Genomic DNA, 17,569 nt, shown 5'->3' with positions numbered 1-17,569 from the left:
AAATAATTATTATCAATCATTATCATGAATAGTAAAGATTTAGCTAGATATATAGAGCAAAGTCAAGGAATATCAAAACCTTGGTTGTTAATACAGTTAAGACTCAAAAAATTGGAAGAAAGTAAGGAATCTCTTTCGGAAACGGAATATATCAATCAATTAATGGACATTCATCAAGATTTAATGAAGTTGGGGGAATGGTGGATAGGCAGAGAGAATGAGGTGTTTGGCAGTTCTCTGTAATATTTTTTTAAAATAGATAATAATTTTTGAAATATAGTTGAAAATGAAGAACTTGAGCTAAGGTGATAGTTAGGATACATTAGCCCCTGAAAAAGTTATGTGTATTTGTGTTAATTGTTTGTATGTCGATCGCTGTAATACTTATTATGCGGTAGAAGCTCAACATCAACAACCCCATTTGACGGAAAGTCCCGATTTTGAACCCGTTGAACCTTCTATAAACGTTAATATTCGTCCTCAACAAGATTATATTGAGATGGAATGGGATGTGGTAGGATGTGCAAGTTTTACTGAGGATATGGGCAGATGGGCAAGATTACGCCCCGGAGAGGCTATTCCCACTTAAGTTTTATCAAAAACAGAATACTATCTTATTTCTCTCCAATAGGTGATGATGTGCTATCTTGAACCCCGATAAATTCTTTCTGCTTGTTCTTGACTGAGGCGGTTAGAGCGAGGTAGGTTGGGGGTTTCATTGTTTTGAGTATGGGTGATAGTGTTGGCTATTTGGTGATTAGTAATGCTGTGATTATTATTATCTTCCTCGATACCATAAGTTCGACAACCTTCTGCTTGAGAGACAGAACAACTAGGGTGTAAATTATAGATATATTCTGGTTCTTGTGAGTTGTTTCTTTGTTCTAAGGTGACAAAATCATGAACTACAGGATCATAGGTTAATACTTCTCCTCTTTCAATGTTATAAACCCATCCATGAAGAGATAATTTGCCTTGGTGTAGTCTGCTACGAACAATGGGATAAGTGCTAAGATTTTCTAGTTGAGTTAAGACGTTTTCCGCAACGGTAATTCTTAATAAATTCTCTTCGGGAACATGAGTATAGTTCTCTTTTATCAGGCGGCGGGTGGCTTCTGCTTGTTTTAACCACTCGTAAACTAAGGGCATATCTTCTGCTAATTTGGACATTTTTAATAATCCTTTCATCGCTCCACAGTGGGAATGACCACAGACGATCACTTGTTCTATTCCCAAAGCTGCGATCGCATATTCTACGGCCGCTCCTTCTCCGCCATTTGTAGCTCCAAAGGGGGGAATAATATTACCTGCATTACGAATAACAAATAATTCCCCGACATTGGCTTGAGTGATTAAATTTGGGTCAATACGAGAATCAGAGCAAGTTATAAATAAGATACGGGGCTTTTGTCCGTGAGATAAACTTTCAAATAAATCCTGATGACTTTTAAAATAACCTGCTTGGAATCGGTGTAATCCTTCGATAAGTTTTTTCATAACTATAGCTTGATGTCTCGTCTAAGCAGATAATTATACTAAGTGGAGGTACTCAAATCAAGGGAGAAAAAAATTAAATTTTCGTTGCTAATACAACACTATAATCCGAAACCTCATGATAGCCTAGATGAAATAAAAGTAAGACTAATAGCAAAGATAATTATGACTGAATTTAAAGATTTTGATCAGCAATTATTAACACAAATTAAAATTCTTTTAGAAAGATTAGACAAAAAGTCAGAAAATAGAAAAAAATTACAAAATATACTCAAAATACTAAAAAATCAAGATAGTTTTCAAGATAAAGAAGCAAATTATTTAGAAAATGTTAATCAGAAAAAAAATGATAATCAAAAATATTTTAATCTAAAAATTAAACCTTTATTAGATGTTTTATATACCCCTGAAATTAGTGAGAGTTTACTGAAAATAATTTACAGTTTGATAGAGGATAAATTTGCTGAGTCTTTGACGATTAATTGGCATAAATGGAGTGAAAACAATGTACAGTTAATCACTTATGGGGATACGATAAAAGATAGTAAATCTTCGGAAAAACCTTTAGTTACTCTGGCTAATTTTTTAGAGAATTATCTTCAAGATACTATTACAGGAGTTCATATTTTACCATTTAATCCCTATAGTTCTGATGATGGTTTTGCTGTTATTGACTATTTACAAGTGGACGAAAAATTAGGAAATTGGGATGATATAAATGCGATCGCACTTCAATTTAATTTAATGATCGATTTAGTGATTAATCACGTTTCAAGCCAACATCAATGGTTTAAAAATTTTCAAGAAGGGAAAGAGCCTGAATGTAACTATTTTATAACTGTTGATCCTGATACTGACTTATCATCTGTTGTTCGTCCTCGTAGTACGCCATTGCTAACTAAAGTAGAAACCAAGACAGGAGAAAAATATGTTTGGAGTACCTTTAGTGCTGATCAAATAGATGTTAATTTTGCCAATCCTGATGTATTACTTGAATATATCAAAATCATTATTTTTTATATTGAACTCGGCATTAAATATATTCGTCTTGATGCAGTGGGATTTCTTTGGAAAAAAATTGGCACAACTTGCATTCACCTTCCTGAAACTCATACCATAATTCGCCTGATTCGGGAAATTTGTCAAATGCTAGATCCCACTATTGCTATTATTACAGAAACAAATGTTCCTAACTGGGAAAATTTGAGCTATTTTGGTAATGGCAATGAAGCCCACATGATTTATAATTTTAGTTTGCCTCCCCTATTATTAAATGCTTTAATACAAGGAAGATCAGACCATCTCAAAACATGGATGATGAGAATGCCCCCTGCCCCTAAAGGATGTGCGTATTTCAACTTTACGGCTTCCCATGATGGCATTGGTTTACGCCCGGCAGAAGGGTTATTAAGAGAGGAAGAATATCAAACCTTATTGACAAAAATGCAGGAATTTGGCGGAAAAATCAGCTATCGTCAACAACCTGATGGCAGTGAATCCCCCTATGAAATAAATATTTCTTGGTTTTCTGCCATGAAAGGTACTATGGAAGGGGAAGATCAATGGCAGATAGAAAGGTTTTTATGTTCTCAGACTATCATGTTAGCTTTGGAAGGGATTCCAGCGTTTTATATTCATAGTTTGTTAGCAACAAGCAATAATGAGGAGAATGTGGTCAAAACAGGGCAAAATCGAGCTATTAATCGTCATAAGTGGGATTATCAAGAGTTAAAAGCCCAATTAGAAAATCCTCAATCTGACCAAAGTATTGTTTTAAATAAATTATCTCGTTTAATCAAGATTCGTCGTCAACAACCTGCCTTTCACCCCAATGCAACCCAATATACTTTACATCCCTTAAATCGGGCATTGTTTACATTCTGGAGACAAAGTAGCGATCGCTCTCAGAGTATTTTCTGTATTCACAATCTCAGCAAACAACGACAAAATCTAATTCTATCTCAACTTAACCTGATTGATACGGAAAAATGGTTCGACTTAATTAGTCATAGTGCGATCGACAATATCCATGATAAATATACTTTACAACCTTATCAGTGTCTTTGGATTACTAATTTTAAGATCTCGTGAGTTCGGAGTTAAACTTAATATATTTTGGCATATATTTTGACAAAAATAGTTAATAATTAGAAATATCAGTCATGTATAAAAGTAATAATTTATGGTATTTTAATTCTGATGAAAATATCCCTAATGACTTTTTTATTCAAGTAAATAATATTGTTAATAATCAACAACAAAATCAACTAAAAGATTTTAAAGTTTTAGCTTTATTATTGTGGAAAAGAAATATTTGTACTAAACAAGATTTAGAACATTTTTTTAATCCTCAATGTATTTACAATAATAATTCTATCTTTGCACAAGAAATTGACGTTGCTGTTACTAGATTAATTGAAGGAAGTGAGAAACAAGAAAAAATTGCTATTTGGGGTGATTATTCTTGCGATAGTATCATTACAACTGCCATCCTATATACAGGATTAAAGAATATTTTTAAAGAAGAAAATAATCAATTATCCTACTATTTTCCTTCAAGAAATTTACCTAAATTTGGATTAAATTGTCCAGAGATTAAAAACTTAGCAGATGATGGTTATAAATTAATTATTTGTGCTGGAATGGGAAGTAAAAATTATCAAGAAATTGAGTATGCTAATAGTCTAGGTATGGATATTATTATCGTTGAAAATACTTTTTTATCTGTAGATAAACCTCTTGTTTGTGCATGGCTTAACCCTCATATTTTACAAAAAAATCATCCTGATTATTCTTTATCTGAAGGTGCTTTTGGCGTAGCCGCACATTCCGTGATCGCATTTTTTCTTATTAAAAAGTTATTCTCTCGTTTGTCTGAAAATATTAACTTAGATAATTTGTTCTTGTTAATTGCTTTAGACTTATTACAAGGAAAACATAATTTATGGGGAAATAATCGATATTTACTTCTAAAAGGAATAAAGATGTTAAAAAAAGAGCATAATTTGGGAACACAACTTTTAATAGAAGTATGCAAAAAAAATGGTTATTATCCTTTAAATACTTATCAAGGAATAAGTGAAAAATTTAATACTTTAATAGGAATGTATAGTAATCCTAAAGATATAATTAATGTTATCACTAATAAAGATCAAAATAAAAATTCAGTCTATATAAACAAAATTGAAAAAGCATACTTCAGTTATCAAGACTTAAATTATACATATTTACAGTATATACATAAACAAGTTGATTCGCTGGATTTAAGTAATCACAAATATTTAATTTTTAAAGGTAATCAATGGAATGTAAATATTATCAATCTAGTTGCAAAAAATACTTATAATTTATATAAATTACCTATTATAATTTTGTCTAATTATGGTCAAGATAATATGTTTTATGGCTTTATTTATGGCTTTATTGTTGAGTATTGGGAGCAAGTATTTAGTCAAAAAGATTGGATTATCGACTATAAATTATCTTCAGATGGTTTAAGTTTTTTTATATTAGAAGAAAACATTACAATTTTAACCGAGTTGATTAGCCAAAAGATTAATAATGATATTTATCAGAATTCACACACGATTAATATAGACCTAGTTTTAACTATATTTGATTTGAATAATATTTTATTTCAACAAATAGGAATTATTGAGCCTTATTCAATAAATAATCCTCCTGTGAAAATAATGCTTAAAAATTGTAATGTTAACGGCTTATTTGAGAAAAAATATGATAAGTTTAAAGGCAAAAGTCAGAATTATACTAGAGATTTAACTTTAGAGTTTTGGATAGAAGATGATAGTTGTGATATTCCGTTTAAAGCTATCTGGTGGGGAGCAAAAAAAGATAATCTTGAGGAAGATAAAACTTATGATATTATCGGCACTATTGAGTATCAATATCGCTTCAAAAGCACTGAGAAAATTTATTATTTAAGAATTATTGATTTAAAACCAAGTAATTTTAGTAATATATTTTATGCAGAAAATAGTTATATTTCTATTCTTGATTATAGACAAGCAAAAAAAACCAATGAATTAGCAAATATTAATGGGAAAATTATAGATAAATGCCCCATTAAATGGTCAGAAATTAATCGTAGTTATCAGGATGTAATCACCAAAGGTGCGGTTACGTCGAAAGCACAATTTACAGTTTCGCCTAAGTTTTCTAAAGGTAGTTTAATTCTAGCTTATAATCATTCATCAGAAAAAGAATCAGAAGAATTATGGCATCAATTTCTGAACATTATTAAACTATCCCTACAAGAGAAAAAAAGCGTTAAGAAAGAGTCTTTATTAGAGACATTATGTATCAGTGATTTATCCTTAAATAAAATTTGTCATATTTTGCCTTTAATTGGTGTCAATTTTCGGATTCAGCAAGAAGAAATTATATTCAGCAAAGTGCAAGAAACTTTTCCTCCTGAAAATTATTTAGAGGCAAAGCAAAATTTTCAAGATATAATTAGTCAAGAATATTTACAAAAAGAGTATTTTTACAAAGTTAAAGTAGAAAAAATAAAGGAATATTTAGATTTTCAGAAACATATTTAATTAGGACTAAAGAGAGATTTAACTAATATTTTAGTTTTTTCGTCTAAAGTTTGCCAGTTTAACTGTCCATCCTCTTCAAAAAGAGTTTTATCAGTTGTTACAGGTTGAGTAATATTTTCTGAATAGTTGTTGAAACAAACTTGAAAACATAGTTCCCAAACATTTTTTTTTTCCGTTTTGTTTTCTTTTTTAATGGCAACAATATAACTGGGAAAAGGTTCATTGATTTCTTCATAACTAACATCATAATTAGATAATTCCGACTCCTTACGAATATTATCCAAGAGACGAATAAAAATTGGTTGCATTAATACTTGTGCTAATTCATATTCTTGAGCATTTTTAAATTTGGGTTCAATCATGGATTTCTTTTTGATATTTAATACTTTTATATATTAGTTAGTTTGATAAACTATTTTATAAATAATTCTGCTTATGGTTAGTATTTTTTGAACATTATTAATATTATTTTTCAATCTTCGATATTTTTCTTTAATTTTTTTGATTTCCAAAGCTGTTGTTAGAATAGATAAGGAAACCTCTTTGATAATTAAAGGTAAGTTTTTATTGATATAAACTAGCCTAGTATTCAGAGTATTTAAGTATTTTTTTATTCTGATAATTTGCCATAATAAATAAAGATTAATTATAAAAATAAATATATTAAAAGATAGTATAAAAATTAAAGACATTAACTACTTATATTTAAGTTTAAAAAATAAAATTGTACCTGACAAAATTAAGGTAACAATATTCGTAACTAACACAGGAATATCCATGATAAACAATCCATAAATAATCCATAAAACAACCCCTAAACAAAAGCAAAGAAACATTGCTAAAGATATATCTTTTGCGGATTTACTTCTCCAAGTTTTAATCGCTTGGGGCAGAAAAGAAATAGTGGTTAAACTACCAGCAGTCAAACCTATAATTGTTATCCATTCCATATATTTTTATCAGACATTAGTTATTTATAAATGAAGTTATTGTACAGTAGTTATGATCAACATATTTCTCAAAAAAGGTTTCAGGTTGCAGGTGTGAGGTTATTGCGGGGGGAGAAACGAGTTAAGAGTTAAGAGATTAGAAGAAACTAATTCTTAAAGTGCGGAAGTTACTAATTACTAATGGTTTATTACCTTTGCCCCTTGCCCTTTGCCCTTTTAACTTTGCCCCTTGCCCTATCTTCACCTACATACATATTCAGTAAATTTTAATTACAATTTGATATTTTTCAATGACAAACGAGGATCATCTTGACTAATTGAGCGAATTTTTTCATAATATTCTTTTTCCTGATCAGAAATATTTTTAGGAGTTGCGATCGCAATTTTCACTAATAAATCACCATTACCACCTTTAGGATTACTCCAACCCTTGCCTCTAAGACGTAAAGACTGCCCGTGACGAATACCTGCAGGAATTTTAACCATAACTTCCCCTTCAGGAGTTGGCACATTAACCTCTCCTCCTAAAACAGCCTCATAAGGAGTAATTGGCACTTCACACACTAATTTATCATCCTCAAAAGAGAAAAAATCGTGAGGTTTTAACTCAACCTTTAAATATAAATCTCCTTTATGATTACTAATAGGGTTAATTTGTCCTTTTCCTTTTAATCTGACTTTTGTGCCATTTTTTGCCCCCGCAGGAATTTTGACAGTAACGATTTCTGAGCCTAAATCTAATTTTGTTTGCACTCCATGATAGGCTTGATAATAGGTGAGACTAATGCTTTTTTCAATATCATTTCCTCTCCCTTGACTAGCAGTTGCACCAGTATTAAAACCGCCAAAATCTCCGAAACCAGTAGTTTGAGTGCGTGTATTACCAAAAGGTCTTCCTAATAAGTCAGCAATAAACTCATCAAAACTATTATACTTACCAAAATCAAAATCCATGTCATTAGAGCTTCTTGTTTGATAGGTATTGCCCCAATTCGCTGTATTTCTAGTTGTAGTTCTTTGCCCCATAGGTCTGCCATAACGGATAAATTGGTCATATTTTTTCCGCTTTTCCGTATCTCCTAAAACCTCATAAGCCTCGCTAATTTCCTTAAATTTTTCCTCTGCCGCTTTGTTATCAGGATTTCTGTCAGGATGATATTTAACGGCTAATTTACGAAATGCTTTTTTTATCTCCTCTCCAGAGGCTTTTTTATCTACTCCTAACACTGAATAATAATCTTTGAATTCCATTCCTTGCATACTTGATTTTTTCTTCTCAGGTTAAAATAATATTCTATACTTTGATCACAAATAACATAAAGTTACTATTTCTTGTAAAAAATTCGGGGATAGTTGAAAAGATGTAGTGATTGAAAAAGTTAAGTGGGATGATGTCCGAAATCAAAAACAACTATTTGCAAGAAAGCACTAAGTTTTTATCTACAAATCAAAACACTATTTTAGTTTCTATCTATCAATTTTATTCATAATCGAGAAAATGGCAATAAAAGAAAAAGAAGTTTTATTAGGAAAATCTTTATCAGAATTAACTGCATGGGTGGAAAATCAGGGGCAACCTGCCTATCGTGGCAAACAACTTTATCAATGGCTATATGAAAAAGGTGCAACATCTTTAATGGATATAACCGTTTTTCCGAAACAGTGGCGAGAAAATCAGGCAGAAAATATCATCGGACGTTCACAGATTCATTATTGTAGCACAGCAAGTGATCGCACTCGTAAATATTTATTAAAATTAGCCGATGGTTTAATTATTGAAACCGTAGGGATTCCCACAGACAAAAGATTAACGGTGTGTGTTTCTTCTCAGGTGGGGTGCGTCATGGCTTGTGATTTTTGTGCCACAGGAAAAGGAGGTTTTACTCGCAATCTTTACGCCCATGAAATTATTGATCAAATTTTGACAGTACAAAATGATTTTGGTGAAAGAGTCTCTAATGTGGTATTTATGGGTATGGGTGAACCTTTACTTAATTTACCCCAAGTGGTGAAAGCCATAAAATCTATCAATGAAGATGTAGGAATCGGGGCGCGATCGCTTACAATATCTACAGTAGGTTTGCCGAATAAAATCCTTGAGTTAGCCCAACACAAATTACAAATTACTTTTGCCGTTAGCCTCCACGCCTCTAATCAGGTAGTGAGAGAAAAACTGATTCCCAGTGCCAATCATTACCCCCTAGAGCAACTTTTAGCCGATTGTCGAGAGTATGTCAAAATGACGGGTAGAAGGGTAACTTTTGAGTATATTTTACTTTCTGAAGTTAATGACTTACCCCAACACGCCCAAGAATTAGCTCAACATCTTCATGGTTTTCAGACTCACGTTAATCTCATTCCCTATAATCCTATCTCAGAAGCCGATTATCAACGTCCTTCTCCTGAAAGGGTAAATCAGTTCAAAAAGTTATTACAACAGGAAAAAATCGCCGTCAGTGTGCGTTATTCTCGTGGTTTGGATGCCGATGCCGCTTGTGGGCAATTACGAGCAAGTAAAATGACATAAAAATGCTAAGATGCGATCGCTTCTCTGAATCAATAAAACATTTCCAAGAATACCCTAAGATTGATAGATACATAGATAAAAAAATAATATAATCATCCTAGGATTGAGACTTTGCAAAGATTTCTGGAATTTGACAAAAGCGGAGTAAACCCAAAATTAGCTATTGTGAAGGTTGAACAATGTTCAACCCCTGTAATTTGTCTAAAGTCAAAATTTTGATGGAATAACTGAGGTTAGAAAAATGTTTGTGTCAAATGGTAGAAAATAAAAGCACATATCCAAGCATAAACCAGAGAAAAAAGCAAAGAAAATAAAGTAAAAATTGTCGATTTAGACTCTGCTTTAATGGTGGCAACGGTGGATAAACAAGGAGTATATAATAAGCAAAAGACACAAAAAGAAACTGCCGCCGCAGGAGTGATAGTTAGGGCAATATGTTGAGTTAATGCCGATGAACTTAACGCATAAATTGTAGCAAATGAACCCACAACGATTTCTTTAGCAATAAAGCCAAAAATTAAAGATAAAGTTAAATAAGGATCAATGCCAATTGGTTGCATAATAGGTTGTAATAAAATTCCCAGTTGCCCTCCCCAAGTCTCTAATCCTGTACTTTTTTCAGGAAAATAAGTTAAAAACCATACCGCCACACATCCGATGATAATAAAATTAGTTGCTCTTCTCAGAAATTCTTTTACTTCTCCCCATCCTCTTAAAAGCACTTGTTTTACAGTGGGTAATCTATAGGGTGGGAGTTCAATAATAAAAGGTTCTTGACTTTGAAATTCTTTGGTTTTACTAAATACAAAAGCGACAAAAAAACTAGCAATAAAACTTAGTAAATAGAGAGAAAAAAGAATAATCGGGCCTAAATTGGGAGGGAAAATAGCGGCAATAATAAAAACAAATACTGCTAGTCTTGCAGAACAAAGAGCAAAGGGTATAATTAACATAGATAACCAACGCATAGGTTGCGATCGAATTACTCTTGTACCCATTAAAGCAGGAACATTACAGCCAAATCCCATCATTTGCATGACAAAAGCCCTGCCATCTAGCCCTACTTTTTCCATTAAAGCATCCATCAGGTAAGCCGATCGAGCTAAATAACCACTATCCTCTACCGCCGCCATTACAAAGAAAAAGATAACGATTAAAGGTACAAAAGAAGCGACAGTTGCTACACCTAACCAAACCCCGTTAAGGAGGAAATTTTGCACTATTTCGGGCAGTGGTTGAATAGTTGGCTCGATAATTTGCCCACCAATCCAATCGGTGATATTTCCCATAACGTCTTGAGAAGGTAAACCGAGATACCAAATTAGAAAGAATATTCCTAACATGGAGATAAAAAAAAGTGGTATTCCGAAAATAGGATGAAGTAAAATGCGATCGAGTTTATCAGTAATCGTTTTAATTTCTTCAGGGGGTATTTTGACGGTTTTCTCCAAAATCGAGTTAATTTCTGTCTCTGTTACAGGATTGGAGGAAAGAAAATCATGAATATCTTTGAGAATGAAAGAATCTTCTTGGGTAGATAGTGCCTTTTCCATGCCTTTAATGGCTTGGGTAAAACCTTTACCATATTTGGCACTAATTAAAAAACAAGGTATCTCTAAAATCTCTTGCAGTTGATGGTGATTTATTTCTACTCCATAGCGTTTGGCTTCGTCTGCCATATTTAACATAACGACGCAAGGTAATCCCAACCTTTTCATCTCTAATATTAATCTTAAAGTGCGATCGATTTGAGTAGCGTTGATAATAATAATAGCTAAATCGAGGGGAAAAGTTTCCAAAAACCTCTGCACCACCTTTTCATCATCAGAAAAGCCATTAAAATCATAAATACCGGGTAAATCTACCACTTCCACTGCTTCATTATTAAGGTGAATTTCTGCCTGTAATAAATCCACAGTTATACCAGACCAATTGCCTACAGAAGCATTACTCCCCGTTAAGCGATTAAAAAAAGTTGATTTTCCAGTATTTGGTTGCCCAATGACGGCAATGCGTTTTTGAGAATTTGGTAAAACTTTCGTGGTAGCAGAATGACAGGACATAAGTAAAATTAAGAATTAAGAAAATAGGTTTAAAACTTCGGGTAACAGCTTCTACTCTATAAATTCAAGGTTTATTTTCTACGGGTATTTTTTCTGACAACTCTTTTGCTTTTTTTGCGAGAAACAGATTTTTTTCTTTGACGAGATTTCCATTTACTACCAATATCATCGGCTAAGTAATGACTCATCGCCCCTAACTCTAAACCTATAAATAATGATAATACTTCTTGCCAATAGTTATTTTTCAACACTCTGTAACTGTTAAATATGAATTTCTGCCAATGCCATCCAAAACCAAATATTAACTGTGCGATCGCAACTCCTAAAATTGCTAGTATGAATAATATCAAACTCAAATAAATTAATCGAATAAGAGTACCTAATAAGAAACCATGAGAAAAAATAGAACGATGCTTTAAAGTTTTTTGATAGGGTAGCCAAATAAAGCGAAAGAAACGCCAACGTTGAAATTGTATCGAATAAATATCCAAATCAGGACCAAACATCAAACCACTAAAGACAAACCCAAAACCCCCCAAAGTAGTTAATAATAAGGATTTAGTGACAATAAAAAAGAGGATGATAACAAGAGGTAAACAAAACCAAGTAATTTGATCGTGAATTTTTCCCGAAGGCATTGCATTTTTTTTAAAGACTAGCTATAATATATAAATGTGAGTTAAGGGCGATTAGCTCAGCGGTAGAGCGCCTGCCTTACAAGCAGGATGCCACTGGTTCAAATCCAGTATCGCCCATATCTTTAGTCAAATTCCAATATACTCGTTTACTTGGTTGTTTGTAAATCCTTATTACTGAGAGTGTAGTCAGTTTCTATATTTTTAGATAGACATCATCAAGGCAAGTAGTTAGGGGTTGCAGAAGGCAAACTTATAGGAAAAAGTAAACTACCCCAATCTCCTAACACCTGAAACCTGAAACCTTACCTTACCCGATATTCTTAAACCTGAAGTTGATTAGTGACTTCCGTACTTTAAGAATTTGTTTCACCCTAATCCCCTAACACTCTAACACCTTAATCTCCCAACAATTTTTCTGTCGAACTGAGATGTAATGTTTTTAAATAGCTACTTTAAATGGCTACCTCAAAAGCGACTCCTTCCAAACGAAAATCACTACGATAATTAGCTAAAATGTTGTCTTTCTCTGCTTCTAATGCAAATAAATAAGTACCAGGTAGCTTCAAACTTTGAAAACGGTAAACATCCTCACCGATACCTGCATCTGCACCGTAAACATAGAAAGCCACTCCTTCTTCTTTGAAGTTTTGATGATTTTGGCGAATGGATACGCTTTCGGATTCGGTAGCAAATAAATAAGTACCCGGGGTGTCTGTATTTTGAAAACGATTAATGCGAACTAACCCGTCAGATGCAGAGGTGGCAACTTTAAATGCTTGTCCTTCTTCTATAAAATTAGGATAGCGCGATCGAATCTGTTGGGCTTCTTGTTCTTGAGCATAAAGATAAGTTCCTGCAACATCCCGATTTTGAAAACGAATAATAGGAGTATTAAGCAAAGAGTCTGTTTCTGTTAACACCCCCTGAGTATCAATATAGCCAGATTCCACACTACCTATATCAACTCTACCGTTATTAATGCGAGGATTACCTAATTGATCGATTGGATTAGGAGAGAAAAACTGTTGTAATTCGATAATATTATTATTTCCTGCATTTATGGCAGGACTATTATCAGCAGGAATATAAGCGATTGTATCTTCATTTTGTTGGAAAGGTACTAAGATTGGATTGTCATTGTTATCGAATAAAATACCGTTTTGCAAGAGATTTCCATTTTCATCAATATTGCTGACAAAACCAATAAATATATTATCATTAACATTATTTAAAATTCCATTTGCAGTATTAATGCCAATTAGATTAGATCTCGTACTGCGATCAAAAAAACCATCTAAATCATTAGGGCTACCCGGGTTAGTAACTGGTACAAGAATTGTCTCTATTACTTCTTCCTGAAATGTTCTTACCTCATTAATATTTAAAACATCCGTGGCAGTATTATTTCCATAAACAAAAAACACTTGCTCTTTATTGTCATCATCAACTCTTAAACGATTATCAAAAGTGGAAAATTCAAAACTTCCGCTAGTGTCAATCAAAAATACGTCCTGATCAAATGTCACATTAGAGCTAACAATGCTATCTTCGGAGATAATTAAAACTTTCTCTGTTTCACCTTGATCATTGGTAATTTCTTCAAAACGACTATTTAAAGGTATATTCTCGTTAAAATTTTTCCGATAGGCAAAGGTGAAATTATTATCGACATTGAAAACAAGGTTATCATCTTCACTATTAAATCTTTGATTGAAAAAGTTATCTTCATCTAAGCCAAAATAGTTATTAAAAACGAAAACAATATTACCCTCCTCATCAAAAACGACATTATCTAAATTAATCTGGTTTGTAATATCTTGTAGATTCTGTTGAGCAAATGGATCTGGATTTTCAAAAAAGACCTTTCCATTGTAAAAATCAAATTGTAAATTAGTATTAATAGGATTTCCATTTTCATCACTAAAAATAGGATTGCGATTACGGTCAAAAAAGTTTGCCGTGCGATTGAAAAAAACAGATGTAGTTGTTATTTCCTCTTCAATCAAAGTTTTCGGCTTATTAGCTAAAACAATACTATTCACTAAAGTCGTATTGGCGTTGATTGTATCAGAAAAAATACCTCCACCAACTTGACCTGTATTATCAACTATAGTGGAGTTGATAACTGTTGCTCTTGATTGATTATAAATTCCGCCTCCAGCATCGAAACCACCATCATTTTCAGCAATAGTACTATTAATAACTAATAAAGTTGCATTGGTAAAATTATAAATACCAGCACCAGCACCAGCTATATCGGTGGGAGTTCCAGAGGTGATAAAATTGCGAATAATAGAACTATTTTTGACGGTCATTGTACCGTTATTATAAAGTCCCCCCCCTGAACCAGTGTCAATTATATCGACATCGATAATAGGTTCTCCGTTATCATCTAGGATAGGATTTCCATTTTCATCTAATCTTTCTGTAACAATTTCTTGAAAACCAGGTTCAGAGTTATTGGTTTTAATTAAAGAGTTATTAATTTCAATAATCCCGTCATTATAAATTCCTCCCCCTTGCCCTTCGGTTTTGTTATTCGCCACAACGACATTGTTAAGGATTGCTCTTGCTCCAGTATTGACATAAAGTCCTGCACCATTGGGGAGTGTATCTATATTACCAATACTAATAATACCTTCTTCTACGGAAATTAATGTTTGATTAATAAGTAATCCATCTTGAATGGTCAAATTTTCCAGTGTTAAATTAGCACCAGATTCAACTTCAAAAATGCGATCTCCCACGGTGAATAAGTTACTGGGTAAATTTGGATTTGGATTATCTTCTCCTCCTGAAGAAAAGGCTTCAAAAGTGTTTTTTAAACCTTCTGCACTAATTACAATCCGATTACTGTCTTCAGGCAATAAGTTTTGTGGATTGATATTATCTGGATTTAAGCTACTCGGTGGATGATCAGGATTAATTTTTGCACCTATTATGCTTACTCTTCCTGCTATGTCTAAATCTCCAGTTGTTTTTCTACTTTCTTTAAGAGTATCTAAATCAAGAGTTGTTTCGTCAGTGGTAGGAGGTTGAATGGTATTTTTGACATCCAAATTAAAGGTAATGGGTTCGGAGTCAGCAAATTGCTCAATATCATTGAGTAATTCTGGAACTATGTAAATAGTATATTCTTTGGTATTGTCTCTATTTGCTATCAAGATAGCATCTCTCAAAGATAAGCCAGAGCCGCTAAAACTACCGTCGTTTTCATCTTGGGTAGTTGTTACAAATAAAACTTCTCTATTGCTTAAATTAAATGTGGTAGTCATAATTTTACCTCTTTTTTAAATGATGTGAATTAGAATTTATAAGTTTAATGAAATTTTTTAAGCTACTTCAAAAGCAACTCCTTCTAAACGGAAATTATCAAAATTAGCAAGTATATTATTCTTTTCTTGTTCTTTTACATAAATGTAAGTTCCGGGGACATCTAAATTTTGTAAGCGGAAAATATCTGTTCCTTTATTGGCATCTGCACCATAGACATAAAATGCGATTCCTTCTTCTATAAAAGTATTAGAGTAGTTTTGTAAAACACTTTGTCTTTCTTGTTCCCCTACATATAGATATGTTCCGGGTTGGTTCTGATTCTGAAAACGATAAATGGTTATTAAGTCGTCTTCGGGGTTAAATGCGACCCGAAATGCCTCTCCTTCTTCTCGAAAGATAGGATGATTAGTTCTCACATTTTGAGCTTCGGCTTCTCCGACAAAAAGATAAGTTCCTTGTACTTGGGTATTCTGAAAACGAATAATGGGGTTAGTCAATCCTGGAGTGATAGTTTCGCTATTAATTCCAGAATCTTCGTTAAATTCGTAGCTACCTAAATCCACAACACCATCATTTATTCTAGGTTCTCCTCTTTGGTCTGTGTTACCGAAATAGTTACTTAAATCTCTAATTCTAGTAACGGCGTTATTTCCTGCATTAATAGCCGGGCTACCTGCTTCGAGAGGGTGAACTAATATTTTCGATGCTCCGTCTGTGGTGGTAAATTCGCTTGGTAAATCACCTAATTGGGGGTCTATAGGTTGGGTAACTGTTCCCACCTGATTATTATTTTGACCATTAACCAGAGTTCCTCGTGCTGATGTACCAATTAAGTTATAGGAACTTTGAAGATTAAAATTACCATTTATGTCTTCACTGTTTGTATTTTCCGCAACAATACTATTACGAAGGATGGTATTTACTGTGGCAGTTCCATCTTGGGGATTACCTGAAAAGATACCAGCACCCGTAGAACCGCTATTACGTGCGATCGTACTATTGATGATAGTTGTACTTTCTCCTTGCGCCCAAAGACCTCCACCAATCAAACTGGTATTGTTAGAAATGGTACCATTAATAATGGTCATTTCCCCACCAACATCATTAAAAATTCCTCCTCCTCCTAAAAGGGTTTCTTGGTTAATGGTATTACTGGTAGAGTTAAAGGTAATGCTACTGCGGTTAATAATCGCCCTTCCTCCTTCGCCATTATAAATGCCTCCGCCGTTACCCACTGAAAAATTTAGTAGGATGACAGAATCATTTATTTCTAATAAACCACTGTTGGCAATACCCCCACCTTTTCCATTAATTCTATTATTAGCAATAATTACGTTTTCTAGGGTCGCCTTTCCTGACGATTGAATATTGATAGCTCCACCATCCAGATTAACCCCTAAATTATCAAGATTGGTATCTAACTGACTATTTGTTGCTACATTGGCATCTTGGAGGGTGAAATTGGCAATATTTAGATTTCCTGTACCTGAAACGTTAAAGATGCGATCGCCTAAAAAACTGGCAGAAATAATTGTATTACCTGCACTAGCACCGATAATAGAAATACTACTATTAATATCAAGAGAACCATCTTCAGTAATAGTTAGATTATAAGTACCATTAGGGACGTTAATGATGTATTCCCGTCGTGGATCTGCATTTGCCTGAATAATAGCATCTCTTAATGACAAACCATTGGCGGCACTACCATCATTTTGATCCTCAGTGGTGGTTACGTTTAATGTTACCTGAGCGGAAAAATCTTCTGGATTCATCTTCTCCTCACCTAAATTAAATTAATTTTTACTAAAGTCACCATTAAATATAATCTATTACTTAAGTAATATCAATATAGTTTATGTTATTGCTCTCTGCTATGGGAATTTTAACAAAAAAAATTGGGGTTCTAAATAATTTTTTCTCGATTTATTTTCTTTTCTATTTGCCCTTTATTCTTGATTAATATCTCTTTCAAAAAAAAATTTGTTACTTATCCTAAGCATTATTACTTATTTTATTTTCTAGGTTTGCTTATATATTAAGCAATATTAATTTGCAT

At 33.0% G+C, this 17,569-nt stretch carries 13 protein-coding genes and 1 tRNA gene; 6 read left to right on the top strand and 8 right to left on the bottom strand.

The genetic code is table 11. The features are described from left to right. The first annotated feature begins 24 nt into the window (after window positions 1–24). On the top strand, window positions 25–243 hold the full coding sequence (locus Dongsha4_RS15605; RefSeq protein ID WP_330203232.1) for a hypothetical protein: 219 nt from the start codon (window positions 25–27) through the stop codon (window positions 241–243). 97 nt (window positions 244–340) lie between these two features. Continuing rightward, window positions 341–589 carry a Ycf34 family protein gene (locus Dongsha4_RS15600; RefSeq protein WP_330203231.1) on the top strand — a complete coding sequence of 83 codons (249 nt, stop codon included), beginning with the start codon at window positions 341–343 and terminating at the stop codon, window positions 587–589. Between the two features lie 53 nt (window positions 590–642). On the opposite strand, the gene Dongsha4_RS15595 is transcribed toward Dongsha4_RS15600, so the two are convergent. Then, window positions 643–1,497 (bottom strand): carbonic anhydrase, encoded by an 855-nt coding sequence (locus Dongsha4_RS15595; protein ID WP_330203230.1) that lies wholly within the window; start codon window positions 1,495–1,497, stop codon window positions 643–645. 162 nt (window positions 1,498–1,659) lie between these two features. Here Dongsha4_RS15595 and Dongsha4_RS15590 point away from each other — a divergent pair, with 162 nt between their 5' ends. Together Dongsha4_RS15590 and Dongsha4_RS15585 are read left to right on the top strand one after the other, a co-directional pair. After that, window positions 1,660–3,585 carry a sugar phosphorylase gene (locus Dongsha4_RS15590; protein ID WP_330203229.1) on the top strand — a complete coding sequence of 642 codons (1,926 nt, stop codon included), beginning with the start codon at window positions 1,660–1,662 and terminating at the stop codon, window positions 3,583–3,585. A 71-nt stretch (window positions 3,586–3,656) separates the two neighbouring features. After that, window positions 3,657–6,056: a DHH family phosphoesterase gene (locus Dongsha4_RS15585; RefSeq protein WP_330203228.1), complete on the top strand. Its 2,400-nt coding sequence runs from the start codon at window positions 3,657–3,659 to the stop codon at window positions 6,054–6,056. Here Dongsha4_RS15585 and Dongsha4_RS15580 read toward each other — a convergent pair. From Dongsha4_RS15580 to Dongsha4_RS15570, 3 genes are all read right to left on the bottom strand, one after another. Continuing rightward, complete coding sequence (locus Dongsha4_RS15580) at window positions 6,053–6,418, bottom strand: hypothetical protein (RefSeq protein ID WP_330203227.1); 366 nt, start codon at window positions 6,416–6,418, stop codon at window positions 6,053–6,055. The two genes, Dongsha4_RS15585 and Dongsha4_RS15580, sit on opposite strands and share 4 nt — an antisense overlap. A 333-nt stretch (window positions 6,419–6,751) precedes the next feature. Further along, complete coding sequence (locus Dongsha4_RS15575; protein WP_330203226.1) at window positions 6,752–7,006, bottom strand: SemiSWEET transporter; 255 nt, start codon at window positions 7,004–7,006, stop codon at window positions 6,752–6,754. 270 nt (window positions 7,007–7,276) lie between these two features. Next, entirely contained in the window at window positions 7,277–8,257 is a 981-nt protein-coding gene (locus Dongsha4_RS15570) for a DnaJ C-terminal domain-containing protein (RefSeq protein WP_425590766.1), read from the bottom strand. Window positions 8,258–8,504: 247 nt separating this feature from the next. Between Dongsha4_RS15570 and rlmN the strand changes: the two genes are divergently transcribed. Beyond that, a complete protein-coding gene (gene rlmN, locus Dongsha4_RS15565; RefSeq protein ID WP_330203224.1) occupies window positions 8,505–9,533 on the top strand; it encodes a 23S rRNA (adenine(2503)-C(2))-methyltransferase RlmN in 1,029 nt (342 codons plus the stop codon). A gap of 233 nt (window positions 9,534–9,766) precedes the next feature. On the opposite strand, the gene feoB is transcribed toward rlmN, so the two are convergent. Next, window positions 9,767–11,596, bottom strand: a complete 1,830-nt coding sequence (gene feoB, locus Dongsha4_RS15560; protein WP_330203223.1) for a ferrous iron transport protein B — start codon at window positions 11,594–11,596, stop codon at window positions 9,767–9,769. A 71-nt stretch (window positions 11,597–11,667) separates the two neighbouring features. Then, entirely contained in the window at window positions 11,668–12,234 is a 567-nt protein-coding gene (locus Dongsha4_RS15555; protein ID WP_330203222.1) for a metal-binding protein, read from the bottom strand. A gap of 45 nt (window positions 12,235–12,279) precedes the next feature. On the opposite strand from Dongsha4_RS15555, the gene Dongsha4_RS15550 reads away from it, so the two are divergent. After that, a tRNA-Val gene (locus tag Dongsha4_RS15550) sits at window positions 12,280–12,351 on the top strand. A gap of 335 nt (window positions 12,352–12,686) precedes the next feature. On the opposite strand, the gene Dongsha4_RS15545 is transcribed toward Dongsha4_RS15550, so the two are convergent. Then, window positions 12,687–15,509, bottom strand: coding sequence for a choice-of-anchor Q domain-containing protein (locus Dongsha4_RS15545; RefSeq protein ID WP_330203221.1), 2,823 nt, complete (start codon window positions 15,507–15,509; stop codon window positions 12,687–12,689). Between the two features lie 57 nt (window positions 15,510–15,566). Then, on the bottom strand, window positions 15,567–17,285 hold the full coding sequence (locus Dongsha4_RS15540; protein ID WP_330203220.1) for a choice-of-anchor Q domain-containing protein: 1,719 nt from the start codon (window positions 17,283–17,285) through the stop codon (window positions 15,567–15,569). Window positions 17,286–17,569 lie beyond the last annotated feature (284 nt).

Source organism: Cyanobacterium sp. Dongsha4, from assembly GCF_036345015.1.
In the GTDB taxonomy this organism is placed as follows: domain Bacteria; phylum Cyanobacteriota; class Cyanobacteriia; order Cyanobacteriales; family Cyanobacteriaceae; genus PCC-10605.
This window is presented reverse-complemented; position numbering and strand designations above follow the sequence as displayed.

Bases quoted from the DNA above. Each gene is read 5' to 3' on its own strand.
- Dongsha4_RS15605 (WP_330203232.1), top strand. From the start codon at position 25: ATGAATAGTAAAGATTTAGCTAGATATATAGAGCAAAGTCAAGGAATA.
- Dongsha4_RS15600 (WP_330203231.1), top strand. From the start codon at position 341: ATGTGTATTTGTGTTAATTGTTTGTATGTCGATCGCTGTAATACTTAT.
- Dongsha4_RS15595 (WP_330203230.1), bottom strand. From the start codon at position 1,497: ATGAAAAAACTTATCGAAGGATTACACCGATTCCAAGCAGGTTATTTT.
- Dongsha4_RS15590 (WP_330203229.1), top strand. From the start codon at position 1,660: ATGACTGAATTTAAAGATTTTGATCAGCAATTATTAACACAAATTAAA.
- Dongsha4_RS15585 (WP_330203228.1), top strand. From the start codon at position 3,657: ATGTATAAAAGTAATAATTTATGGTATTTTAATTCTGATGAAAATATC.
- Dongsha4_RS15580 (WP_330203227.1), bottom strand. From the start codon at position 6,418: ATGATTGAACCCAAATTTAAAAATGCTCAAGAATATGAATTAGCACAA.
- Dongsha4_RS15575 (WP_330203226.1), bottom strand. From the start codon at position 7,006: ATGGAATGGATAACAATTATAGGTTTGACTGCTGGTAGTTTAACCACT.
- Dongsha4_RS15570 (WP_425590766.1), bottom strand. From the start codon at position 8,257: ATGGAATTCAAAGATTATTATTCAGTGTTAGGAGTAGATAAAAAAGCC.
- rlmN (WP_330203224.1), top strand. From the start codon at position 8,505: ATGGCAATAAAAGAAAAAGAAGTTTTATTAGGAAAATCTTTATCAGAA.
- feoB (WP_330203223.1), bottom strand. From the start codon at position 11,596: ATGTCCTGTCATTCTGCTACCACGAAAGTTTTACCAAATTCTCAAAAA.
- Dongsha4_RS15555 (WP_330203222.1), bottom strand. From the start codon at position 12,234: ATGCCTTCGGGAAAAATTCACGATCAAATTACTTGGTTTTGTTTACCT.
- Dongsha4_RS15545 (WP_330203221.1), bottom strand. From the start codon at position 15,509: ATGACTACCACATTTAATTTAAGCAATAGAGAAGTTTTATTTGTAACA.
- Dongsha4_RS15540 (WP_330203220.1), bottom strand. From the start codon at position 17,285: ATGAATCCAGAAGATTTTTCCGCTCAGGTAACATTAAACGTAACCACC.